Below are 21,453 nucleotides of genomic sequence, written 5' to 3'. Positions count from 1 at the left end.
ATTATAAGCTATAACAAAAAACGATTAGATCTTTTATGAGGAAGTCTATCTAATATCGCCACCTGAATTTATAGGAGAATATGAATATGTTATTTCTTACTTTAGCCGTTTTTGCACTGATTCTTGTGCTGTTAGGCTATCTTTATAAAAAAAACCAGAAATTGGGACAAACCGTTTTTGTTGGTTTAGTGCTTGGTTTAGGTATGGGGGCATTGCTACAAAACATTGGTGATGAAGGAATGATTAAAACCGCATTAGATTGGATTAATCTTGTAGGAGGAGGCTATGTTCGTTTATTACAAATGATCGTGATGCCATTAGTCTTTGTTTCAATTTTATCGGCAATTACCCGATTAAATGAGGCACGCTCTTTAGGAAAAATCAGCTTTAGCGTCCTTTCCGTATTACTTGTCACCACCGCTATTGCCGCTTTTATCGGAATTATTATGGTGCAAATATTCGGTTTAACGGCGGAAGGTTTAGTCGCCGGTGAACGTGAGCTTGCCGCTCAAACCCGAGTATTGGGCCGTGCGGATCAAATTAATGCATTAAGTGTGCCGGCAATGTTGCTTTCTTTTATTCCAAAGAATCCGTTTGCCGAATTAACAGGGGCGAATCCGACCTCTGTTATTAGTGTGGTGATTTTCTCTGCATTTTTAGGCGTAGCGGCGTTGAGTTTGCGTAAAGAAAATCAAGAACTGGGTGATCGCATAGCACAAGGTGTTGAAACACTGAATAAATTAGTCGCACGTTTAGTACGTTTTGTCATTCGTTTAACGCCTTATGGGGTATTTGCATTAATGATTAAAGTGGGGGCAACTTCAAAATGGGCGGATATTCTGAATCTAGGTAGCTTCATTGTTGCTTCTTATATTGCGATCTTCTTGATGTTTATTGTGCATGGTGTATTGCTTTTATTATCCGGTATCAGTCCTATTCAATATTACAAAAAAGTGATGCCGACTCTCGCTTTTTCTTTTAGCTCTCGTTCAAGCGCAGCGACTATTCCACTTAATATCGAAACGCAAACGGGTAAACTTGGTAATAATCCGGCTATTGCGAATTTCTCAGCCACTTTTGGTGCGACAATCGGACAAAATGGCTGCGCGGGGATTTATCCAGCGATGTTAGCTGCCATGATTGCACCAACGGTAGGCATAGATCCCTTTAGCGTGAGTTATATTACGACTCTTGTTTTAGTCGTGGCGATTTCTTCCTTTGGTATTGCCGGGGTAGGCGGCGGGGCAACTTTTGCTGCGATCGTGGTGCTTTCAACCTTAGGTTTACCGCTAGAATTAGTCGGTTTGTTGATTTCAATCGAACCGCTTATTGATATGGGACGTACCGCATTAAATGTAAACGGTGCAATGACGGCGGGAACGTTAAGCAGTAAATGGTTGAAATTAAAAGAATAAATAATTTTAAACTCAATATGGGGTAACCACGACACAAAGATGATATTCGTAGGACACACGCAGTGTGTCCCTACATTTCATTGATATTTCTATTTTGTGGTTTTACATTCTGTTTAAATCATCAAGTGCGGTCAAAAATCACCGCACTTTTGCTATAAGTCAAATAAAAAAGCCCGAAAAGTACGGGCTTTTTTTACTCAAGTTTTTTTATTTATCGGATTTACCGAGATTATCAAAGAATTTCTTCACGCCATCCAAAAAGCCGGAGGATTTCGGGCTATGCTTACTTAATCCTTTACCTTGAAAACTTTCTTCAAGTTCCTTCAGTAATTCTTTTTGTTTACTGTTTAGGTTCACTGGCGTTTCCACTACAATGCGGCAGATTAAATCGCCAGCATAACCGCTACGGTTAGAGGCTACACCTTTGCCACGCATTCTGAACAATTTTCCGGTTTGGGTTTCCGCAGGAATTTTGAGTTTTACCCGACCATCTAAGGTTGGAACTTCAATTTCACCACCTAATGCCGCAGTAGCAAAGCTAATCGGCACTTCACAATAAAGATTATTGCCGTCACGTTCAAAGATATGATGTTCTTTCACGTGAATGACAACGTAAAGATCACCTGCCGGCGCACCGTTTTCACCGGCTGCACCCTTGCCGCTTAAGCGAAGTTGATTACCGGTATCCACTCCTGCCGGGATTTTAACCGAAAGGCTTTCTTTTTTATGAACGCGACCGTCTCCGTGGCAGATGTGGCAAGGTTTTTCAATTTTCTTACCGGAACCGTGACAGGTCGGACAAATACTCTCAGATACAAAGAAACCTTGTTGGCGACGAACACGTCCGGCTCCATGACAGGTTGGGCAGGTTTCAACTTTTGAGCCTTTTTCAGCGCCTGTACCGTCACAATTATCACAATGTACCAGAGTGTTAATTTGGATATCTTTGGTTGTTCCTTTTACCGCTTCTTCTAAGCTGATTTCAAGATCATAGCGTAAGTCTTCACCACGCACGACACGCTGACGGCTACGACCACTGCCACCAAAAATATCACCAAAAATATCGCCAAACATATCACCGAAATCGGCACCGCCAAAACCGCCACCAAATCCACCGCCACCGAAACCGCCTTGTTCAAAGGCTGCATGGCCGTATTGATCGTAAGCAGCACGTTTCTCTTTATCACCTAAAACTTCATAAGCTTCTTGGATTTCTTTGAATTTTTCTTCTTTAGCTTTATCACCCTTAGTTCTATCAGGATGATATTGCATCGCGAGTTTTTTATATGCACGCTTAATTTCTTTTTCGTCTGCACCTTTTGAGATGCCGAGAAGTTCGTAATAATCTTGTTTTGCCATAATAAAATAGATCTAACTTATTTTGGTTGCGATATAAATAATGAGTAATATTGCATAAAATAACCCATATTTCTTGTTTGTGTCATTTCCAACGCTACTATCAATTTCTTTTCCAAAAGGGGAAAGAGCATAGAAACTAATAGCAAAAAATAAAGATAATTTAATGATTAATTTTAATAACTCATGCCAGCTAGATAACTTATCAAATTTTATAAGGTAACTTGGAAATTCATTCAGCCCTATAGGCATAATAATTGCTGTTACAAGACATATTATGCAAAAAATATGAGAGGTTAAAATAAAGAACTCATGCATGTTAATCTTATTAACCAACCAATCTTGTAGAGATTCAATTTCCTTTACTTTTAAGTTTTGTAACATCAATGAAAATAAAGTCATTGAAGTAATCAAATTATCAATTGAAAGTACAGAGTTATTTTTTGTATTTTCAATAATTACGATAATAATAAACCAACATGAGAATGTTACTAGATAACGACTTAAAGTTTTCATCATTAAAAAATCTTTATTGCACAAAAGGGGAACATTAAATGCTCCCCTATGGAATAGGCACTATAAGTAGAAAATTACTTACTATCTTTCACTTCTTCAAACTCGGCATCAACAACATCATCGTTTGGCTTGCTGTTGCTTTGCGCTTGTTCGCCTTGTGGTTGGGCGGTTTGAGCAAGTTTCTGTGCTGCTTCGGCAAGGGCTTGAATTTTCGCTTCAATGACCGCTTTATCTTCACCTTTTGCCGCAGTTTCTAAGTCACTTAACGCACTTTCAATCACGCCGCGATCTGCTGCTGGGACTTTATCACCTGCTTCATCCAGTTGTTTGCGTGTACTGTGAATGAGGTGATCAGCCTGGTTACGAGCTTGAACCAATTCTTCAAATTTACGATCGGATTCTGCATTGGCTTCAGCATCACGCACCATTTGTTGAATTTCTTCATCACTTAAACCGGAAGACGCTTTAATCGTGATTTGTTGTTCTTTTCCTGTGCCTTTATCTTTTGCAGAAACGTGGATAATACCATCTGCATCAATATCGAAAGTCACTTCAATTTGTGGCATACCGCGAGGTGCAGGATTAATGCCCTCAAGGTTGAATTGACCTAAAGATTTATTGGCTGATGCCTGTTTACGCTCACCTTGTAACACGTGAATAGTTACTGCACTTTGGTTATCTTCCGCCGTTGAGAACACTTGTGATTTCTTAGTCGGAATCGTTGTGTTTTTCTCAATTAAGGTCGTCATTACACCACCCATGGTTTCAATACCAAGTGATAATGGGGTAACGTCTAACAATAATACATCTTTCACATCACCGGCTAATACACCACCTTGAACTGCCGCACCGACTGCTACCGCTTCATCAGGATTAACGTCTTTACGTGGCGCTTTGCCGAAGAATTTTTCCACTTCTTGTTGAACCAATGGCATACGGGTTTGACCACCCACTAAAATCACATCATCAATTTCAGACGGTGATTTGCCCGCATCTTTTAATGCGATACGAACCGGTTCAAGAGATTTGGCTACTAAATCTTCAACAAGCGATTCTAATTTTGCACGGGTCAATTTAATGTTTAAATGCTTAGGTCCTGTTGCATCCGCTGTGATGTAAGGAAGATTTACATCGGTTTGTTGAGCAGAAGAAAGCTCAATTTTTGCTTTTTCAGCCGATTCTTTTAAACGTTGCATTGCAAGCGGATCGTTACGTAAATCCACCCCTTGCTCTTTTTTGAACTCATCAACTAAATAGTTAATGATACGGTTGTCGAAGTCTTCACCACCTAAGTGGGTGTCACCGTTGGTTGCTAATACCTCGAAAGTTTTCTCGCCGCCGACTTCGTCAATTTCAATAATGGATAAGTCGAATGTACCACCACCTAAGTCATAAACTGCGATAGTTTTGTTGCCTTGACCTTTATCCAAGCCGTAAGCTAACGCCGCCGCAGTCGGTTCGTTGATAATACGTTTCACATCTAACCCTGCAATACGTCCCGCATCTTTGGTGGCTTGACGTTGTGCATCGTTAAAGTACGCAGGAACAGTGATAACCGCTTCTGTAACCGATTCACCTAGGAAATCTTCGGCAGCTTTTTTCATTTTTTTCAATACTTCCGCAGAAATTTGCGGAGGCGCTAATTTGTCGCCTTTTACTTCAACCCAAGCATCACCGTTGTCTGCTTTAGTAATAGCAAACGGCATAATATCAATATCACGTTTTACTTCTTCATCTTCAAAGCGACGACCAATTAAACGTTTGATTGCAAACAAGGTATTTTTTGGATTGGTTACCGCTTGGCGTTTTGCTGGTTGACCGACTAATATTTCGTTATCATTTGTATAAGCAATAATTGACGGGGTGGTACGATCGCCTTCAGCATTTTCAATAACGCGAGGTTTGTCGCCATCCATTACAGCCACACAAGAGTTGGTTGTCCCTAAGTCAATACCAATAATTTTTCCCATTTTGTTCTCCTAATTAAATTTTTTAATTCAGTGTAATTTGCTATGAACTGTAAGATGTGGATACTTCTTCGTATTTCAAGAGAAAATTTAAAAATTTTTTATTTTTCCTACTTAAAAATACCGCCGTTTCCGTTCTTGCTTTGTAAGATAAGAACAAAGCATAAAACTTCAAGAGAGAATTTGTAAATTTTTTGATAAAAAGGTAGATAAGAAGGAAAAGTGCGGTAGAATTTACGTAATTTTTACATTTTATTATCAAAGGGATACTTATGAAAAAATCAAAGATTGCAATTGGCGTGATTGCCATACTTGGCGCAGCTTGGGTGGGTGGTGTATGGTTTACCGGTCAAACTGCGGAAACGGAATATAAACGTCAAATTGAATTGGCAAACCAACGATTCCGTACTTTGGGGGACTCGGATTCCTTCAATATTGAATTTAAAAATAAGCAATTTGAGCGTGGTTTTTTCAGCTCTCAAGTGGAAGATGAAATTGTAATTTCTTTGGAAAAAGAAGAAAAACAATGGACGATTCCTTTTTCAACAACCCTTTATCATGGGCCGTTACCGCTTAATCAACTGATGAAATTTGACTTTATGCCGGTAATGTTTTCGGCAGAAGGTTTTATCACTAAAAATGAAAGCACACAGCCGTTATTTGATGTGATTAAATCAGACAAGCCGATTCAGTATCGCGCCTCAACAAGTTATGGTTTAACAACAAAAGGCACGGTTGAAGTGGCGGGCGGAGAAGTGAGCTATTCCGAACCCTCAAAAGAGAAGGCTGCTTGGTCAAGTATCAATATCGGCTTTGCAATGGATAAAGCTCTTTCCGGGGAATATGAGTTTTCGGCAGATCAATTAACCTTTCATTCTTCAAGTAATGGTAAAAGAGATAGTGCTTCTGATGAAGGTGTAGAATCTAAAACTCAATTAAAAGGAATTAAATACAAAGGGAGTGTTGAACCGACAAAATGGACTTATATTCAAATAGGGAAAGGCACATCTTCTATTGATAGCATTGAAATTTCGGCGGTAAGCGGAACGAACAAAACCCTGTCTATCATAGAAAAAGGTGTGAAAGGAATTGCTGAGCTTGATGTTAAAGATGATTTTTTAAATTTCAAGGGCACAAATTCTATTGATTCGCTAATAATTGATATGGAAGGGAGGGATAAAACAGAGCTAGGTAAATTAGTTTATAACCTAGAACTAAATCATCTTGAAGCCAATTCAGTTAATGCTTTGTTTGAATCTTTCATTAATATATTCAAAGAAGGATATTTAGGCAATAGTGTGGCGATAGAGCAAATTGTTGAATCGTGGTTTACCAAATACGGTATGGCAATTTTTAATAACCAACCGCAAATTAAATTTAACCCAATCTCGATTTCCGACAATCAAGGAAAATTGGCGTTGGATTTAAATGTAGCTTTAGCTAAAGATCCTAAATTCGACTTGATGAGTGGCGGTTTGTATAACCAATTCACTGACTTTGCCGTGAATATTGAATTGGATAAAGCAACTGTTGAAGCGATTTTAACGAAATTTACCTCAGAAGAGGAACGGACAAATATTAGAGCTAAAATTGAAGAAATGGCGAGTGAAGGAGCAAACAACGGTATTGTCGCAAATAGTGAAAAATCGATTACGATGAAACTTGCGCTTGAAAATGGCGAATTAAAACTAAACGGTCAAGCTGTGCCAGAAGAGCAGGCTAAAAGCATAATCTTTATGTTATTAATGAGCGCGGTGATGCAACATTAGGCTTAATGTCCATCCGCTTTTGATGAAATAATAAAGGAGATAATGTCATTTATCTCCTTTTTTGTATTTGAAGTGCGGTTAATTTTTACTGAGTTTTATCCTAGACGTTCTTTCAAATAACTTTCGTAATCGGGAATTTCAATTTCTATATTTTGCTCAAAAAGTGAAGAAGTGAGTAAAAAATCTGCAGTCGTTTGATTAATCGCGACCGGAATGTTCCATACGGTTGCAATGCGCATAAGGGCTTTCACATCCGGATCGTGAGGTGCGGCATTCATTGGATCCCAAAAGAAAATGATGAGATCAATTTTCTTTTCTGCAATAAGTCCGCCCAATTGTTGATCGCCACCCATTGGACCACTCAATAGTGGTTTAATTGTCAAACCGCTTTCCCGAGCCAGTAAATGTCCCGTTGTTCCAGTCGCATAAAGTTGATGAGCGCTTAGTGAGATATTGTGCTTTTTCACCCACTGAATAAGATTTTGTTTACAATTATCATGGGCTACGAGGGCGATGCGTTTGTGTTGATAGAGTGTTCTGGTCGTTGATTTCATAAAGAAAGTCCTTGTCTTGAAAGTAGAGGAGACTCTAGCGCAAAGATTATACGGATGCAATGATTTTACCTATGGTTTTAATGAGCTAATTAAAATACGCCGGAAAACTACCGCACTTTAGGTAAATAGGATGAAGAGAAAAGTAGTTTGGTAGAAAATTTACTATCTTTATTTCAAAAAATCTTCTAAAATTTATGAAATTTGTTAAATGCTTGTAAAGCTGAAACAGGCATTTCTTATATTCGTGTTTGGCTTTTGGCTGAACTAATTTTCACTTAATTAACAGATAAGGAAAACCTATGTCTGAGATTTTAAAAAATGACGTAGATCCAATCGAAACCCAAGATTGGCTGCAATCATTAGATTCTTTGATTCGTGAAGAAGGTGTTGAGCGCGCGCAATATATTATTGAACAAGTAATAGGTCAAGCGCGTACTAATGGTGTTTCATTACCTACAGGCGTAACCACTGATTACGTGAACACTATCCCTGTATCCGAGCAACCTGCTTACCCGGGTAACCATGAAATTGAACGCCGCATCCGTTCTGCTGTACGTTGGAATGCAATCGCAATGGTTCTACGTAGTCAGAAAAAAGATCTCGACTTAGGTGGTCACATTTCTACTTTCCAATCTGCCGCAACAATGTATGAAGTGTGTTATAACCATTTCTTTAAGGCAGCAACAGAGAAAAATGGTGGTGACTTAATTTTCTTCCAAGGTCACGCTGCACCGGGTATGTATGCACGTGCTTTCTTAGAAGGTCGTTTAACGGAAGAGCAATTGGATAATTTCCGCCAAGAAGCCTTTGTTGACGGATTATCTTCATATCCTCATCCGAAATTAATGCCTGAGTTCTGGCAATTCTCAACCGTTTCAATGGGATTAGGACCGGTTAATGCAATTTATCAAGCTCGTTTCTTAAAATATCTGGATAACCGCGGTTTGAAAGATACAAAAGACCAAAAAGTTTATGCCTTCTTAGGTGATGGTGAGATGGATGAAATTGAGTCTAAAGGCGCATTAACATTTGCTGCACGCGAAGGCTTGGATAATTTAATTTTCACAATCAGCTGTAACCTTCAACGTTTAGATGGACCGGTAAATGGTAACGGTAAAATTGTTCAAGAGTTAGAAGGTTTATTCACCGGTGCTGGTTGGGAAGTGATTAAAGTTCTATGGGGTAGTAACTGGGATAAATTATTTGAGAAAGATACTTCCGGTAAATTAACCCAATTAATGATGGAAGTAGTAGATGGTGACTACTTAACATTCAAATCGAAAGATGGTGCTTACGTACGTGAACATTTCTTTGGTCGTTATCCGGAAACTGCAGCATTAGTTGCTGATATGACTGATGATGAAATTTGGGCATTACGCCGTGGCGCGCATGATGCAGAAAAACTTTATGCGGCTTACGCAAAAGCACAAAATGCAACGAAACCGGTTGTTATTTTAGCGCAACAGGTTAAAGGCTATAAAATTCCTGAAGCAGAAAGTAAAAATACTGCCCACCAATCTAAAAAAATGTCTTATGAAAGCCTTAAAGGTTTCCGTGACTACTTCCAATTACCATTAACCGATGAACAAGTTGAAAAACTTGAGTACATTAAATTCCCAGAAGGTTCTGAAGAATACGATTATTTACACGGACACCGTAAAGCATTAAATGGATATGTGCCTGCTCGTAAACCTAAATTTGATGTGGAATATAAAGTTCCGGCATTAGATGATTTTAAAGCGTTACTAGATGCACAACCTCGTGGTATCTCAACCACTATGGCATTTACCCGTGTATTAAATACCTTATTAAAAGACAAAAATATTGGTAAAACAATTGTACCAATCATCGCAGATGAAGCGCGTACTTTTGGTATGGAAGGGTTATTCCGCCAAGTCGGTATTTATAATCCGTATGGTCAAAAATATGTGCCTTCAGACCGTGACTTGGTCGCTTATTATCGTGAAGCTACTGATGGTCAGGTATTACAAGAAGGTATCAATGAATTAGGTGCGACGGCATCTTGGTTGGCTGTTGCAAATTCATACTCTGTGAATAACCAGCCAATGATTCCTTTCTTCATCTATTACTCCATGTTTGGTTTCCAACGTGTGGGCGATATGATGTGGTTAGCAGGTGACCAGCTTGCACGTGGTTTTATGATTGGTGGTACCTCAGGTCGTACAACACTCAACGGAGAAGGTTTACAACACGAGGATGGTCATAGCCATATCCAAGCTGGTGTGATTCCTAATTGTGTCACTTATGATCCATCATTTGCCTTTGAAGTGGCAGTAATCATTCAAGATGGTATTCAACGTATGTACGGCGAAAAACAAGAAGATGTGTTCTACTACATCACTACATTGAATGAAGTGACTGAACAACCGGCAATGCCAGAAGGTGCAGAGGAAGGTATCCGTAAAGGTTTATATAAATTTGAAACAGTGAAAGGTAAAGGTAAAGGACACGTTCAATTGTTAGGTTCTGGTGCGATTATGCGTCATGTTCGTGAAGCAGCACAAATCCTTGCAAATGATTATGGTGTGACTTCCGATGTGTTCTCTGCACCATCATTCAATGAATTGGCTCGTGAAGGTAACGATGCGACTCGTTGGAATTTATTACATCCGACAGCAGAGCAACGCGTACCTTATGTGGCACAAGTATTGGCTGATTTACCAACAGTGGCATCAACAGACTACGTTAAAGGTTATGCTGATCAAATTCGTGCATTTGTACCGACTAAACATTATCACGTATTGGGTACGGATGGTTTTGGTCGTTCAGACAGCCGTGCAAATTTACGTGAGCATTTTGAAGTAGATGAACGTTATATCGTTGTTGCCGCTCTTTCTCAATTAGCGAAAGAAGGTACTGTAACAAATCAAGTTGTTGCGGATGCTATTGCTAAATTCGGTTTGAATGTTGATCGTATCAATCCGCTTTATGCGTAATTGATGGAAAACTGCGGTCAAAAATTTTAGTAAATTTGACCGCACTTTATTAAGGAACAAAAAATGTCAAAACAAATTCAAATTCCTGATATTGGTAGCGATGAAGTTACTGTAACGGAAGTAATGGTAAAAGTCGGTGACACCATTGCAGTAGATCAAAGTATTATTAACGTAGAAGGCGATAAGGCTTCAATGGAAGTACCGGCGCCGGAAGCGGGGGTAGTAAAAGAAGTTTTAGTGAAAGTTGGTGATAAAGTCACTACAGGTACACCAATGTTGATATTGGATTCTGCAGAAACAGCAGCTACGGTATCAGCAGCGCCTGCACAAGAAGTGAAATCGGTTGATACACCTGCGGCAGCGAGCGTAGTAGAAGTAAACGTTCCTGATATCGGTTCTGATGAAGTCAACGTCACTGAAATTATGGTGAAAATAGGGGATTCCATTGAACTTGATCAATCTATCATTAACGTAGAAGGCGACAAAGCGTCTATGGAAGTACCGGCACCAATCGCAGGTGTGGTAAAAGAAATTTTAATCAATGTAGGTGATAAGGTTTCCACCGGTAAATTAATTATGAAATTTGAAGTAGCAGGCGCAGCACCAGCTGTTTCTGCTCAGGTTCAAGAATCGACTCCTGCGGCTGCCGCACCGGTAACATCTGCAATTAAAGATGTAAACGTACCGGATATCGGTGGTGATGAAGTGAATGTTACCGAAATTATGGTTGCTGTAGGTGATACTGTTTCTGAAGAACAGTCTTTAATTACGGTTGAAGGTGATAAAGCGTCAATGGAAGTACCTGCACCATTTGCGGGTGTGGTAAAAGAAATTTTAGTAAAATCAGGTGACAAAGTATCAACCGGTTCATTAATTATGCGTTTTGAAGTCGCAGGTGCAGCACCGGTAGCGGCTCCTGTCGCACAGGCTGCTCCTACTGCACAAACAACAGCGACTCCGGCTTCTACGACAGAAAGCGGCAATGTATCAGGTTTAAGCCAAGAGCAAGTCGTAGCAAGTACAGGTTATGCACATGCGACTCCGGTAATTCGTCGTTTAGCTCGTGAATTTGGCGTGAACTTAGACAAAGTAAAAGGTACGGGACGTAAAGGACGCATTGTTAAGGAAGATATTCAAGCTTATGTGAAAACTGCAGTTAAAGCTTATGAAAGTGGAACAACAACTTCTTCAGCGGCTGGCAATGGTGTGGCAAATGGCGCAGGTCTTGGTTTATTACCATGGCCGAAAGTGGATTTCAGCAAATTTGGTGAAATTGAAGAAGTTGAGTTAAGCCGTATCAATAAAATTTCTGGTGCAAACTTACATCGTAACTGGGTGATGATTCCACATGTTACTCATTTTGATAAAGCAGATATCACCGATTTGGAAGCTTTCCGTAAGGAACAAAACGTACTTGCTGAAAAACAAAAATTAGGTGTGAAAATTACCCCTGTTGTATTTATCATGAAAGCCGTCGCGAAAGCCTTGGAAGCCTATCCTCGTTTCAACAGTTCAATTACTGAAGATGCACAACGCTTGATCTTGAAAAAATATATCAATATCGGTGTTGCGGTGGATACACCAAACGGTTTAGTGGTACCTGTGTTCAAAAATGTGAATAAAAAAGGTATCATCGAACTTTCTCGTGAGTTAATGGAAGTGTCGAAAAAAGCCCGCGAAGGTAAACTTTCAGCATCTGATATGCAAGGTGGCTGTTTCACTATTTCAAGCCTTGGCGGTATTGGTACAACGCATTTTGCACCAATTGTCAATGCACCGGAAGTGGCGATTTTAGGCGTTTCTAAATCTTCTATGGAACCGGTATGGAACGGCAAAGAATTCGCACCTCGCTTAATTCTTCCAATGTCATTATCTTTCGATCACCGTGTGATTGATGGTGCTGACGGTGCACGTTTCATTAGCTATATTGGCTCTGTATTAGCGGATTTACGTCGCTTGATTATGTAATAAATAACGCCTCTCGCGCTTGAGGGGCGTTTTTTTGAATGTTCCTGATTGCTCAAAAGAGCGGTCAATAATTTCAACGTTTTTACGAGGTAAAAATGAGTAAAGAAATTAAAACCCAAGTCGTTGTACTTGGTGCCGGTCCGGCAGGTTATTCCGCAGCATTCCGCTGTGCGGATCTTGGATTAGAAACAGTGCTTGTTGAACGCTATTCTACGCTTGGTGGTGTATGCTTAAATGTGGGGTGTATCCCGTCTAAAGCATTATTACATGTTGCCAAAGTAATTGAAGAAGCAAAACATGCTGAGAAAAACGGTGTTTATTTTAGTGAGCCTAAAATTGATTTAGATCAAGTTCGTGCCGGTAAAGATGCGGTTGTTGCAAAATTAACCGGTGGTTTAGCGGGTATGGCGAAACAACGTAAAGTCACCGTGGTGGAAGGTTTGGCAGCATTTACTGATCCAAATACTTTAGTTGCCCGTGATCGTGATGGTAATCCAACCACTGTAAAATTTGATAATGCGATTATTGCAGCCGGTTCTCGTCCAATCGAATTACCTTTCATTCCACACGAAGATCCGCGTATTTGGAATTCAACCGATGCACTTAAATTAAAAGAAGTACCGAAAAAATTATTAATTATGGGTGGCGGTATTATCGGTTTAGAAATGGGAACGGTTTATCACGCATTAGGTTCAGAGATTGAAGTGGTTGAAATGTTTGATCAAGTCATTCCGGCTGCGGATAAAGATGTGGTCGCTATTTATACCAAACAAATCGAGAAGAAATTTAAGTTAATGCTTGAAACTAAAGTAACGGCAGTTGAAGCGAAAGATGATGGTATTTATGTTTCAATGGAAGGTAAAGCCTGCAACGATACGAAACGTTATGATGCCGTATTAGTCGCTATCGGTCGTGTACCAAACGGTAAATTAATTGATGCAGGTAAAGCCGGTGTTGAAGTTGATGAACGTGGTTTCATTCATGTGGATAAACAAATGCGTACTAATGTGCCGCATATTTTTGCGATCGGTGATATTGTTGGACAACCGATGTTAGCGCATAAAGGCGTTCACGAAGGTCATGTTGCCGCTGAAGTTATTGCGGGACAAAAACACTATTTTGATCCGAAAGTCATTCCATCAATTGCTTATACTGAGCCGGAGGTCGCTTGGGTAGGTAAAACAGAGAAAGAATGTAAACAGGACGGCTTGAATTACGAAGTTGCGAAATTCCCATGGGCAGCATCCGGTCGTGCGATTGCATCTGAATGCTCAGAGGGGATGACAAAACTTATCTTTGATAAAGATACGCATCGTATTCTTGGTGGAGCGATTGTTGGTTCAAATGGTGGTGAATTGTTAGGTGAAATCGGTCTTGCGATCGAAATGGGATGTGATGCGGAAGACATTGCATTAACTATTCATGCTCACCCAACATTACACGAATCTGTCGGATTAGCCGCTGAAGTTTTTGAAGGGTCGATTACCGATCTCCCTAATGCTAAAGCGAAGAAAAAATAGTTAGTTCCTAACGATTAAAAGGCAATTCCTATGAATTGCCTTTATTTTTTAGAAATCATATTATAAATTGGTATAAAAATTCAATTTTAACTGGCTATGTACCTTTATATTTGATAGCCTTGGGAAGCAGTTTTATATAATTCTGATTCTTTTAAATTTTTTAGTATGTTAAAGCGATTTTTAGTAATTACTGGAGTTATCATACTCGCCACCGCATGTTCAAGCGGAAATAATACCTATCGTAATAAAATTTCAGAAAGTGATGATGCTCAACTCACCGGATTAATAAGTAAATTAGAAAAGGGTGAGCGTGGTATTCATCAGACATTAAGAACAAACCGTCCCCGTTCTGGTTTAGTTAGCGATAAAGCACTTGCCGGCGTTTATAATGAATGGGCAGGAACACGCTATAGAATGGGCGGAAGCAGCAAACGTGGTATTGATTGCTCAGCATTTATGCAAACAACTTTTTTTAATGCTTATGGGATTAAACTTCCTCGTTCTACAGCGGAACAGCGGTATTTAGGACGTAAAATCAGTAAACATGAATTACAAAAAGGTGACCTTGTATTCTTCCGCGGTAATCACCATGTCGGTGTTTATATCGGTAACAACCAGTTTATGCATGCCAGTTCCAGCCAAGGGGTTACCATTAGCTCTTTAGATGAAAACTATTGGGCAAGAACTTATACTCAATCACGTCGTATCATGTAAAGTGCGGTTGTTTTTTTAAAGTATTTTTTAAGGCTAAATGAGATGACAATTTCATTTAGCCTTTCTGTTTTTGAAGATTTTTTATATTGTTTACATCAGGAAATTTCCATTTTTTCCAGTATTTTATGATAGAATTTGAGTCCAAAAAATTGACATTATCTCACTTTATCATTGAACTCATTTATGAATAAACAACTTGAACTTATTAAATCGTCTATAAAATCTATTCCTAATTATCCAAAAGAAGGAATTATCTTTCGTGATATCACCTCATTGCTCGAGGTTCCGGCTGCATTCAAAGCGAGTATTGAACTGATCGCTGAACAGTACCGTAATAAAAATATTACTAAAGTGCTGGGTACTGAATCCCGTGGTTTTATTTTTGGTGCGCCGGTTGCGATTGCGCTAGGCTTACCTTTTGAATTAGTTAGAAAACCTAAAAAATTACCCCGTGAAACAATTTCTCAATCTTACCAATTAGAATATGGGCAAGATACTTTAGAAATCCACACTGACTCAGTTTCTCCGGGTGATAATGTATTAATTATTGATGATTTACTTGCGACAGGTGGTACTGTAGAAGCTACGGTTAAACTTGTCGAGCGTTTAGGTGGAAAAGTTAATCATGCAGCATTTGTGATTAATTTGCCGGAACTTGGTGGTGAGAAACGTTTAAATAGTTTAGGCGTGGATTGCTATACTTTAGTCAATTTTGAAGGTCATTAACAAAACAAACCAATGAGTTATCAAGTTTTAGCCCGAAAATGGCGACCTCAAACTTTTGAGGAGGTAGTCGGGCAAGGGCATATTATTACCGCACTTTCTAACGGATTAAAAGAACAGCGACTTCATCATGCATATCTGTTTTCGGGTACGCGTGGTGTGGGAAAGACTTCTATTGCGCGTCTTTTTGCCAAAGGCCTGAATTGCATTAAAAACGGTATTACGGATCACCCTTGTGGAGAATGTGAGAATTGTCAAGCTATTGAACAGGGAACATTCATTGATCTGATTGAGATTGATGCGGCTTCACGGACAAAAGTAGAAGATACACGTGAATTACTCGATAACGTGCAATATAAACCGGTGATTGGGCGTTTTAAAGTATATTTAATTGACGAAGTGCATATGTTGTCACGCCATTCTTTTAATGCACTACTTAAAACGTTGGAAGAACCGCCTGAGTATGTAAAATTCTTGCTGGCTACAACGGATCCGCAAAAACTTCCGGTAACGATTTTATCCCGTTGTATGCAATTTCATCTGAAAGCGTTAGATGAACAGCAAATTTCGCAACACCTTGCGCATATTCTCGATCAAGAAAATATTCCTTTTGATCCCTTAGCTTTAGATAAGCTGGCGAAAGCTGCTCAGGGTGGAATCCGGGATAGTTTAAGCTTAACTGACCAAGCTATTGCAATGGGCGACCGCCATGTCACAGTGAACGTGGTGAATACAATGTTAGGCTTATTAGATGATACTCAAGCTATTGATATTATTTATGCTCTACATCAAGGGAATGGCGAACGTTTGATGAAAATTCTTCAAGCTGTCTCTGAAAAAGCCGGTGATTGGGAGCAGTTATTGGCAGAAGTGGCGGAAAAGCTTCACCAAATTGCATTAATGCAGTTATTGCCTCAAAATTCAGCTCATGAAGATGAGCATCTCTCTTTCCTTGCGAAACATCTCTCACCGGAAGACGTACAGTTTTTCTATCAAGTGGTTGTTTCAGGCAGAAAAGAGCTGAATGCAGCACCGAATTATCGTGTAGGGGTAGAAATGACCCTATTGAGGGCATTGGCATTCCACCCAAAGTTTCTTACGGCAACACCTAAGGCGAGTTTACCTGCTAACGTTACAGATTCGACTGAGAAAGGAGTCGTTGAAAATCAAGGCAATTATATTAATGTACCGGTGTTGTCGCAAAATATTAAATCTAACTATAAGAAAACGAAGTCCGTTCAACCTATTTCTTCCTCTTCACCTTCAACAAATAACGAAGTAAATTTCGCTGGGCTGGCGGCATTAGAAGCACTAAAACAGCTTGATCAAATTGAAACTAGTGAGCGACAAGTCCGTCAAAAAGAAGTGAATGATGCTGTGAATGAAGCAATACATCAGGTGCAAATACTTGATGCACAAAAAACACAGCGAAAAATGACCGCACTTCCTGTACGTGAAATGACACCTCCTAAGAAAGCCGAGCCGACAATTTCAAAAAATATGCCGGAAATATCTAAAAATGTTCAAACCATAATGAATACAATGGAAGATAATTCTGATTTGGAACAGGAAGAACAGGATATTATTGAGGCAGAAAATTATCGTTGGGAATGGCGTAATCCGGAATTAGCAAAAGAAACGGTGGCTGTTGCACCTTCTGATATTAAGCAAGCTATTTTGAAGGATATTACTCCGGAGCTGAATTCACGTATCATTGAAATGACACAAGAACAGGACGAATGGGCTAACATTGTGGAAAGTTCCGGTGTGAGCGGTTTTTCAAAAGAATTGGCTCTAAATTGCTTTTTACTTGACAAAACTGAAAATAAAATTTGTCTAGGACTTCATTCAAGTAAAGCGCATTTACGCCAAGAACGTAGTATTTATTTACTGGCTGAAGCATTCAGTCAATTTTATGAAAAGTTACTGACCGTTGATATTCAATTAGATGATCGTGATATTGCAACGCCAATGACTTATCGTAAAAGAATTTATCAAGATTTGCGGGAACAAGCTCGAGATGAGCTTCAACAGGATAAAAAACTCCTTCTCCTACAACAAGAATTTGATGCTAAATTGGATATTGATAGTATTCGTCCCGTTTAGAGTAGTTTTAAACGTAGTTGTTGTAAAATAGCGAGAAAACAGACCGCACTTCATAAATGTTAGTGAAAGTGCGGTTTTTTTATAGAGAAAAATTTTAAATTGGTTTTTTTGATTAATTTAATAGATTTTAATCGCTTAAACCTTTTGATATTATCCCACACGAAATTTACTTAAACTCAATCTAAAGGAGCATATTATGACATCAAAATGTCCGTTTTCTCATTCAACGCCTTTAACAATGGGAAATGGCGCACCTGTCGTCGATAACCAAAATAGCTTAACTGCTGGTCCGCGTGGTCCATTGCTTGCGCAAGATTTATGGCTTAATGAAAAATTAGCGGATTTCGTCCGTGAAGTCATTCCTGAGCGTCGTATGCACGCAAAAGGTTCAGGTGCATTTGGTACTTTTACCGTAACACATGACATCACTAAATATACTCGTGCTAAAATCTTTAGCGAAGTAGGTAAAAAAACGGAAATGTTTGCACGTTTCACTACGGTAGCGGGTGAACGCGGTGCGGCAGATGCAGAACGTGATATTCGTGGTTTTGCATTAAAATTCTACACCGAAGAAGGTAACTGGGATATGGTGGGTAACAATACACCGGTGTTTTTCTTACGTGACCCCCGCAAATTCCCGGATCTAAACAAAGCGGTGAAACGTGACCCACGTACCAATATGCGCTCTGCGACCAACAACTGGGATTTCTGGACGTTATTACCTGAAGCATTACACCAAGTCACTATCGTGATGAGTGAGCGTGGTATCCCTGCAAGTTATCGCCATATGCACGGTTATGGTTCACACACTTATAGTTTCTGGAATGAAGCGGGCGAACGTTTTTGGGTGAAATTCCACTTCCATACTCAACAAGGTATCAAAAACTTTACGAACGAAGAGGCGGCAGAGTTAATCGCAAACGATCGTGAAACCCACCAACGTGATTTATATGAAGCAATTGAACGTGGTGATTTCCCGAAATGGAAAATGTTTATCCAAGTTATGCCTGAAGCAGATGCGGAAAAAGTGCCTTATCATCCGTTTGATTTAACCAAAGTGTGGCCGAAAAAAGACTATCCGTTAATTGAAGTGGGTGAATTTGAACTTAACCGTAATCCTGAAAACTTCTTTGCTGATGTAGAACAATCTGCGTTTGCACCAAGCAACTTAGTTCCGGGAATTGGAGCAAGTCCGGATAGAATGTTGCAAGCTCGTTTATTCAACTATGCTGATGCACAACGTTACCGTTTAGGTGTGAACTATCGTCAAATTCCGGTAAACCGTCCTCGTTGCCCTGTTCACAGTAACCAACGTGATGGTCAAGGTCGTGTAGATGGTAACTATGGCAGCTTACCGCATTATGAGCCAAATAGCTTTAATCAATGGCAACAACAACCGGACTTTGCTGAGCCACCACTTCGCATTAACGGTGATGCGGCATTCTGGGATTATCGTCAAGATGATAACGATTACTTCAGCCAACCGCGCGCATTGTTTAACTTAATGAATGAAGAGCAAAAACAAGCGTTATTCAACAATACCGCAGCAGCAATGGGCGATGCACCTGATTTCATCAAATATCGTCATATCCGTAACTGCCACTGGTGTGAGCCTGCATACGGTGAAGGTGTTGCGAAAGCATTAGGTTTAACGGTGGAAGATGCTTTAAAAGCGCGCGATACTGATCCGGCTTTAGGTCAAGGCGGCTTATTATAATTCACTAAAAAGCAAAAGGGTTGATGTCAAAATGACATCAACCCTTTTTGTTTATTGTACCGATAGCATTGGATAGGCGTTAATAAAATCCGGTAAGCGATAAGCTTTACTAAAAATTAAGGTGTAAGTATTCCGATCATTATTGACGGCGACGGTGTCAGGAATTGATTCATCCAAACCAAAACGCCAAGGTTGATTACCTATACGTGTAATCAAATATTCATTACTTACTTCAAAAGGTCCTTCGTAGGGCTTTCCTGCGATGGTTACTGTTTTATATTCAAGCGGTAAATTAACGGAACCATAAACGGTTTTCCAAAAGAAATAAGGCGAAGCTGTGGGGTTTAAAATAGAACGGTTTGTTCCTTCTCTCTGTGTGAATTCAACCACTTTTCCGTCAGCCAGCTCTAAACGATGTTGTCCCGGTTCTAAAATGAGTTTTTGCGTTTGATGAGCGGCAAGGGTGATCGCTTTTTCATCTAACTTAAAGGTCAGGGCACTATCCGTTGGATTATCTGCGTAAACGATATTTTTATCGTACCATGCGGTTAAATTTTCTGCTTCAAACGGGAAATATTTCGCAACAATCGAAACGACAACATTTCGTTTACCGTCATCGGCATTGTCAGCGGTTGCGGAAGGTTGCAGGGCAGCAATGCCGATTAAGGCGGCAATGATAATCAGTAAGGAAAGTAATTTTTTCATAAAATGCTCCTAAAAATAACCGCACTTTATTATAGGGAGACAGAAAGTGAGGTTGAAAATAACGGTTATTTTCTCGTGGTGTAATTTCCTTCACATACCCATTTATAGGTGGTCAGGGCTTCTAATCCCATTGGCCCACGGGCATGAAGTTTTTGTGTGCTGACGGCAACCTCAGCTCCTAACCCAAATTGCCCTCCATCAGTAAAACGTGTACTTGCATTCACGTAAACAGCCGCCGCATCCACTTGGTTCACAAATTGGCGTGCCAAAGATTGAGAGGAAGTTAAAATGCTTTCGGAATGTTGCGTGCCATATTCACGAATATGAGAAATTGCCTCTTGAATATCCTTTACGATAACTACATTGAGATCAAGTGATCCCCATTCTTCACGCAATTGTTGCTCATTGACTTGATCTACTGTTGCTCCGGCTTGTTTTAATATTTCAAGTGCGGTTGATTTTGCGTGATATTTTACGTTTTTCGGTGCAAGTTGCGTCACGAGTTTAGGCAAAAATTCAGCAGCGATAGAGTTTTGGACGAGTAAGGTTTCTAGGGTATTACAAGTGCTTGGGCGTTGAGTTTTCGCATTATCGATGACTAAAACGGCTTGATTTTGAACCGCACTTTCTTCTACAAAGGTATGGCAAACGCCGACCCCACCTATAATGACCGGAATGGTTGAATGTTGTTTGCAAAGTTCATGCAAACCTGCACCACCACGAGGAATAATCATATCCACATAGCGATCCAGTTTTAATAATTGCATTACGAGATCACGATTCGGATCCGTAATGGCTTGTACGGCAAATTTGGGTAATCCAGCTTGCTCAAGGGCATTTTGTACCACTTTTACCAAAATATTATTAGAAAATCTGGTTTCTTTTCCTCCTCGCAAAATTACTGCATTGCCCGTTTTTAAACAAAGGCTTGCCACATCAATAGTAACATTCGGGCGTGCTTCATAAATCGTGCCGATCACCCCAATTGGCGTGCGGACACGCTCAATTTTTAAACCGCTGTCCAGCGTTCCCCCATCAATAATTTTACCTACAGGGTCTGCAAGGGAAATCACATGGCGTACATCGTTGGCAATACTTTGTAAACGCTCGGAGGTGAGCAAAAGGCGATCGATCAAGGCTTCAGATAGTCCGTTTTGTTTTGCCAGTTCAATATCCTTTGCATTCTCAGATAAAATATGATCCGCTTGTTGTTCCAACTGTTCGGCAATAATATTTAAAGCACGGTTTTTCTCCGTAGTACTTAATTGTGCCAACACAAAAGCCGCCTCTTTGGCTTGTTTCCCCATCTGTTCTAACATAGTATGTTTCTCAAAATAAAAAATAATGGTGGGTAGCTTATCTGAAAAATGGAGAAGGTCAAATAGCTAAGAATGAGGTTTTTAGAGAAAATTTACATAGTCTAAGCTATTTTTATATGTACTACAAAAATACATTACTTAAGATAA

At 39.7% G+C, this 21,453-nt stretch carries 15 protein-coding genes; 9 read left to right on the top strand and 6 right to left on the bottom strand.

Annotation, left to right across the window (positions count from 1 at the left end; translation table 11 throughout):
- Positions 1-86 precede the first annotated feature (86 nt).
- Complete coding sequence (locus A3GE_RS0107485) at positions 87-1,415, top strand: L-cystine transporter (RefSeq protein ID WP_018356643.1); 1,329 nt, start codon at positions 87-89, stop codon at positions 1,413-1,415.
- Between the two features lie 207 nt (positions 1,416-1,622).
- On the opposite strand, the gene dnaJ is transcribed toward A3GE_RS0107485, so the two are convergent.
- From dnaJ to dnaK, 3 genes are all read right to left on the bottom strand, one after another.
- Entirely contained in the window at positions 1,623-2,774 is a 1,152-nt protein-coding gene (gene dnaJ / locus A3GE_RS0107480; protein WP_018356642.1) for a molecular chaperone DnaJ, read from the bottom strand.
- Between the two features lie 12 nt (positions 2,775-2,786).
- On the bottom strand, positions 2,787-3,290 hold the full coding sequence (locus tag A3GE_RS0107475; protein WP_018356641.1) for a hypothetical protein: 504 nt from the start codon (positions 3,288-3,290) through the stop codon (positions 2,787-2,789).
- A 71-nt stretch (positions 3,291-3,361) separates the two neighbouring features.
- Positions 3,362-5,257 (bottom strand): molecular chaperone DnaK, encoded by a 1,896-nt coding sequence (gene dnaK, locus A3GE_RS0107470; RefSeq protein WP_018356640.1) that lies wholly within the window; start codon positions 5,255-5,257, stop codon positions 3,362-3,364.
- Between the two features lie 269 nt (positions 5,258-5,526).
- On the opposite strand from dnaK, the gene A3GE_RS0107465 reads away from it, so the two are divergent.
- A complete protein-coding gene (locus tag A3GE_RS0107465; protein ID WP_018356639.1) occupies positions 5,527-7,023 on the top strand; it encodes a YdgA family protein in 1,497 nt (498 codons plus the stop codon).
- A 95-nt stretch (positions 7,024-7,118) separates the two neighbouring features.
- Here A3GE_RS0107465 and mgsA read toward each other — a convergent pair whose 3' ends face one another.
- On the bottom strand, positions 7,119-7,577 hold the full coding sequence (gene mgsA, locus A3GE_RS0107460; protein ID WP_018356638.1) for a methylglyoxal synthase: 459 nt from the start codon (positions 7,575-7,577) through the stop codon (positions 7,119-7,121).
- A gap of 299 nt (positions 7,578-7,876) precedes the next feature.
- On the opposite strand from mgsA, the gene aceE reads away from it, so the two are divergent.
- The 7 genes from aceE to A3GE_RS0107425 all read left to right on the top strand — a co-directional run bounded on the left by aceE (position 7,877) and on the right by A3GE_RS0107425 (position 19,282).
- Positions 7,877-10,534 (top strand): pyruvate dehydrogenase (acetyl-transferring), homodimeric type, encoded by a 2,658-nt coding sequence (gene aceE / locus A3GE_RS0107455; protein WP_018356637.1) that lies wholly within the window; start codon positions 7,877-7,879, stop codon positions 10,532-10,534.
- 63 nt (positions 10,535-10,597) lie between these two features.
- Complete coding sequence (gene aceF / locus A3GE_RS0107450; protein WP_018356636.1) at positions 10,598-12,502, top strand: pyruvate dehydrogenase complex dihydrolipoyllysine-residue acetyltransferase; 1,905 nt, start codon at positions 10,598-10,600, stop codon at positions 12,500-12,502.
- Between the two features lie 95 nt (positions 12,503-12,597).
- Complete coding sequence (gene lpdA / locus A3GE_RS0107445; RefSeq protein ID WP_018356635.1) at positions 12,598-14,022, top strand: dihydrolipoyl dehydrogenase; 1,425 nt, start codon at positions 12,598-12,600, stop codon at positions 14,020-14,022.
- 165 nt (positions 14,023-14,187) lie between these two features.
- Positions 14,188-14,736, top strand: coding sequence for an NlpC/P60 family protein (locus tag A3GE_RS0107440; RefSeq protein WP_018356634.1), 549 nt, complete (start codon positions 14,188-14,190; stop codon positions 14,734-14,736).
- A gap of 183 nt (positions 14,737-14,919) precedes the next feature.
- Positions 14,920-15,462, top strand: coding sequence for an adenine phosphoribosyltransferase (apt, locus tag A3GE_RS0107435; protein ID WP_018356633.1), 543 nt, complete (start codon positions 14,920-14,922; stop codon positions 15,460-15,462).
- Positions 15,463-15,474: 12 nt separating this feature from the next.
- A complete protein-coding gene (gene dnaX, locus A3GE_RS0107430; protein WP_018356632.1) occupies positions 15,475-17,565 on the top strand; it encodes a DNA polymerase III subunit gamma/tau in 2,091 nt (696 codons plus the stop codon).
- A gap of 196 nt (positions 17,566-17,761) precedes the next feature.
- Entirely contained in the window at positions 17,762-19,282 is a 1,521-nt protein-coding gene (locus A3GE_RS0107425; protein ID WP_018356631.1) for a catalase, read from the top strand.
- Positions 19,283-19,333: 51 nt separating this feature from the next.
- On the opposite strand, the gene A3GE_RS0107420 is transcribed toward A3GE_RS0107425, so the two are convergent.
- Positions 19,334-19,987 (bottom strand): hypothetical protein, encoded by a 654-nt coding sequence (locus tag A3GE_RS0107420; protein WP_018356630.1) that lies wholly within the window; start codon positions 19,985-19,987, stop codon positions 19,334-19,336.
- A gap of 65 nt (positions 19,988-20,052) precedes the next feature.
- Positions 20,053-21,306 carry a glutamate-5-semialdehyde dehydrogenase gene (proA, locus tag A3GE_RS0107415; RefSeq protein WP_018356629.1) on the bottom strand — a complete coding sequence of 418 codons (1,254 nt, stop codon included), beginning with the start codon at positions 21,304-21,306 and terminating at the stop codon, positions 20,053-20,055.
- Positions 21,307-21,453 lie beyond the last annotated feature (147 nt).

Origin of the sequence: Rodentibacter pneumotropicus DSM 21403, assembly GCF_000379905.1 — a bacterium.
Taxonomy (GTDB): Bacteria; Pseudomonadota; Gammaproteobacteria; order Enterobacterales; family Pasteurellaceae; genus Rodentibacter; species Rodentibacter pneumotropicus.
Note: the sequence above shows the minus strand (reverse complement) of the source record. Positions and strands in the feature narration are given on the sequence as shown.

Coding starts and splice junctions, on each gene's coding strand:
- A3GE_RS0107485 (WP_018356643.1), top strand. CDS start 87: ATGTTATTTCTTACTTTAGCCGTTTTTGCACTGATTCTTGTGCTGTTA.
- apt (WP_018356633.1), top strand. CDS start 14,920: ATGAATAAACAACTTGAACTTATTAAATCGTCTATAAAATCTATTCCT.
- aceF (WP_018356636.1), top strand. CDS start 10,598: ATGTCAAAACAAATTCAAATTCCTGATATTGGTAGCGATGAAGTTACT.
- mgsA (WP_018356638.1), bottom strand. CDS start 7,577: ATGAAATCAACGACCAGAACACTCTATCAACACAAACGCATCGCCCTC.
- dnaK (WP_018356640.1), bottom strand. CDS start 5,257: ATGGGAAAAATTATTGGTATTGACTTAGGGACAACCAACTCTTGTGTG.
- A3GE_RS0107425 (WP_018356631.1), top strand. CDS start 17,762: ATGACATCAAAATGTCCGTTTTCTCATTCAACGCCTTTAACAATGGGA.
- proA (WP_018356629.1), bottom strand. CDS start 21,306: ATGTTAGAACAGATGGGGAAACAAGCCAAAGAGGCGGCTTTTGTGTTG.
- dnaX (WP_018356632.1), top strand. CDS start 15,475: ATGAGTTATCAAGTTTTAGCCCGAAAATGGCGACCTCAAACTTTTGAG.
- A3GE_RS0107420 (WP_018356630.1), bottom strand. CDS start 19,987: ATGAAAAAATTACTTTCCTTACTGATTATCATTGCCGCCTTAATCGGC.
- aceE (WP_018356637.1), top strand. CDS start 7,877: ATGTCTGAGATTTTAAAAAATGACGTAGATCCAATCGAAACCCAAGAT.
- A3GE_RS0107475 (WP_018356641.1), bottom strand. CDS start 3,290: ATGATGAAAACTTTAAGTCGTTATCTAGTAACATTCTCATGTTGGTTT.
- dnaJ (WP_018356642.1), bottom strand. CDS start 2,774: ATGGCAAAACAAGATTATTACGAACTTCTCGGCATCTCAAAAGGTGCA.
- A3GE_RS0107465 (WP_018356639.1), top strand. CDS start 5,527: ATGAAAAAATCAAAGATTGCAATTGGCGTGATTGCCATACTTGGCGCA.
- lpdA (WP_018356635.1), top strand. CDS start 12,598: ATGAGTAAAGAAATTAAAACCCAAGTCGTTGTACTTGGTGCCGGTCCG.
- A3GE_RS0107440 (WP_018356634.1), top strand. CDS start 14,188: ATGTTAAAGCGATTTTTAGTAATTACTGGAGTTATCATACTCGCCACC.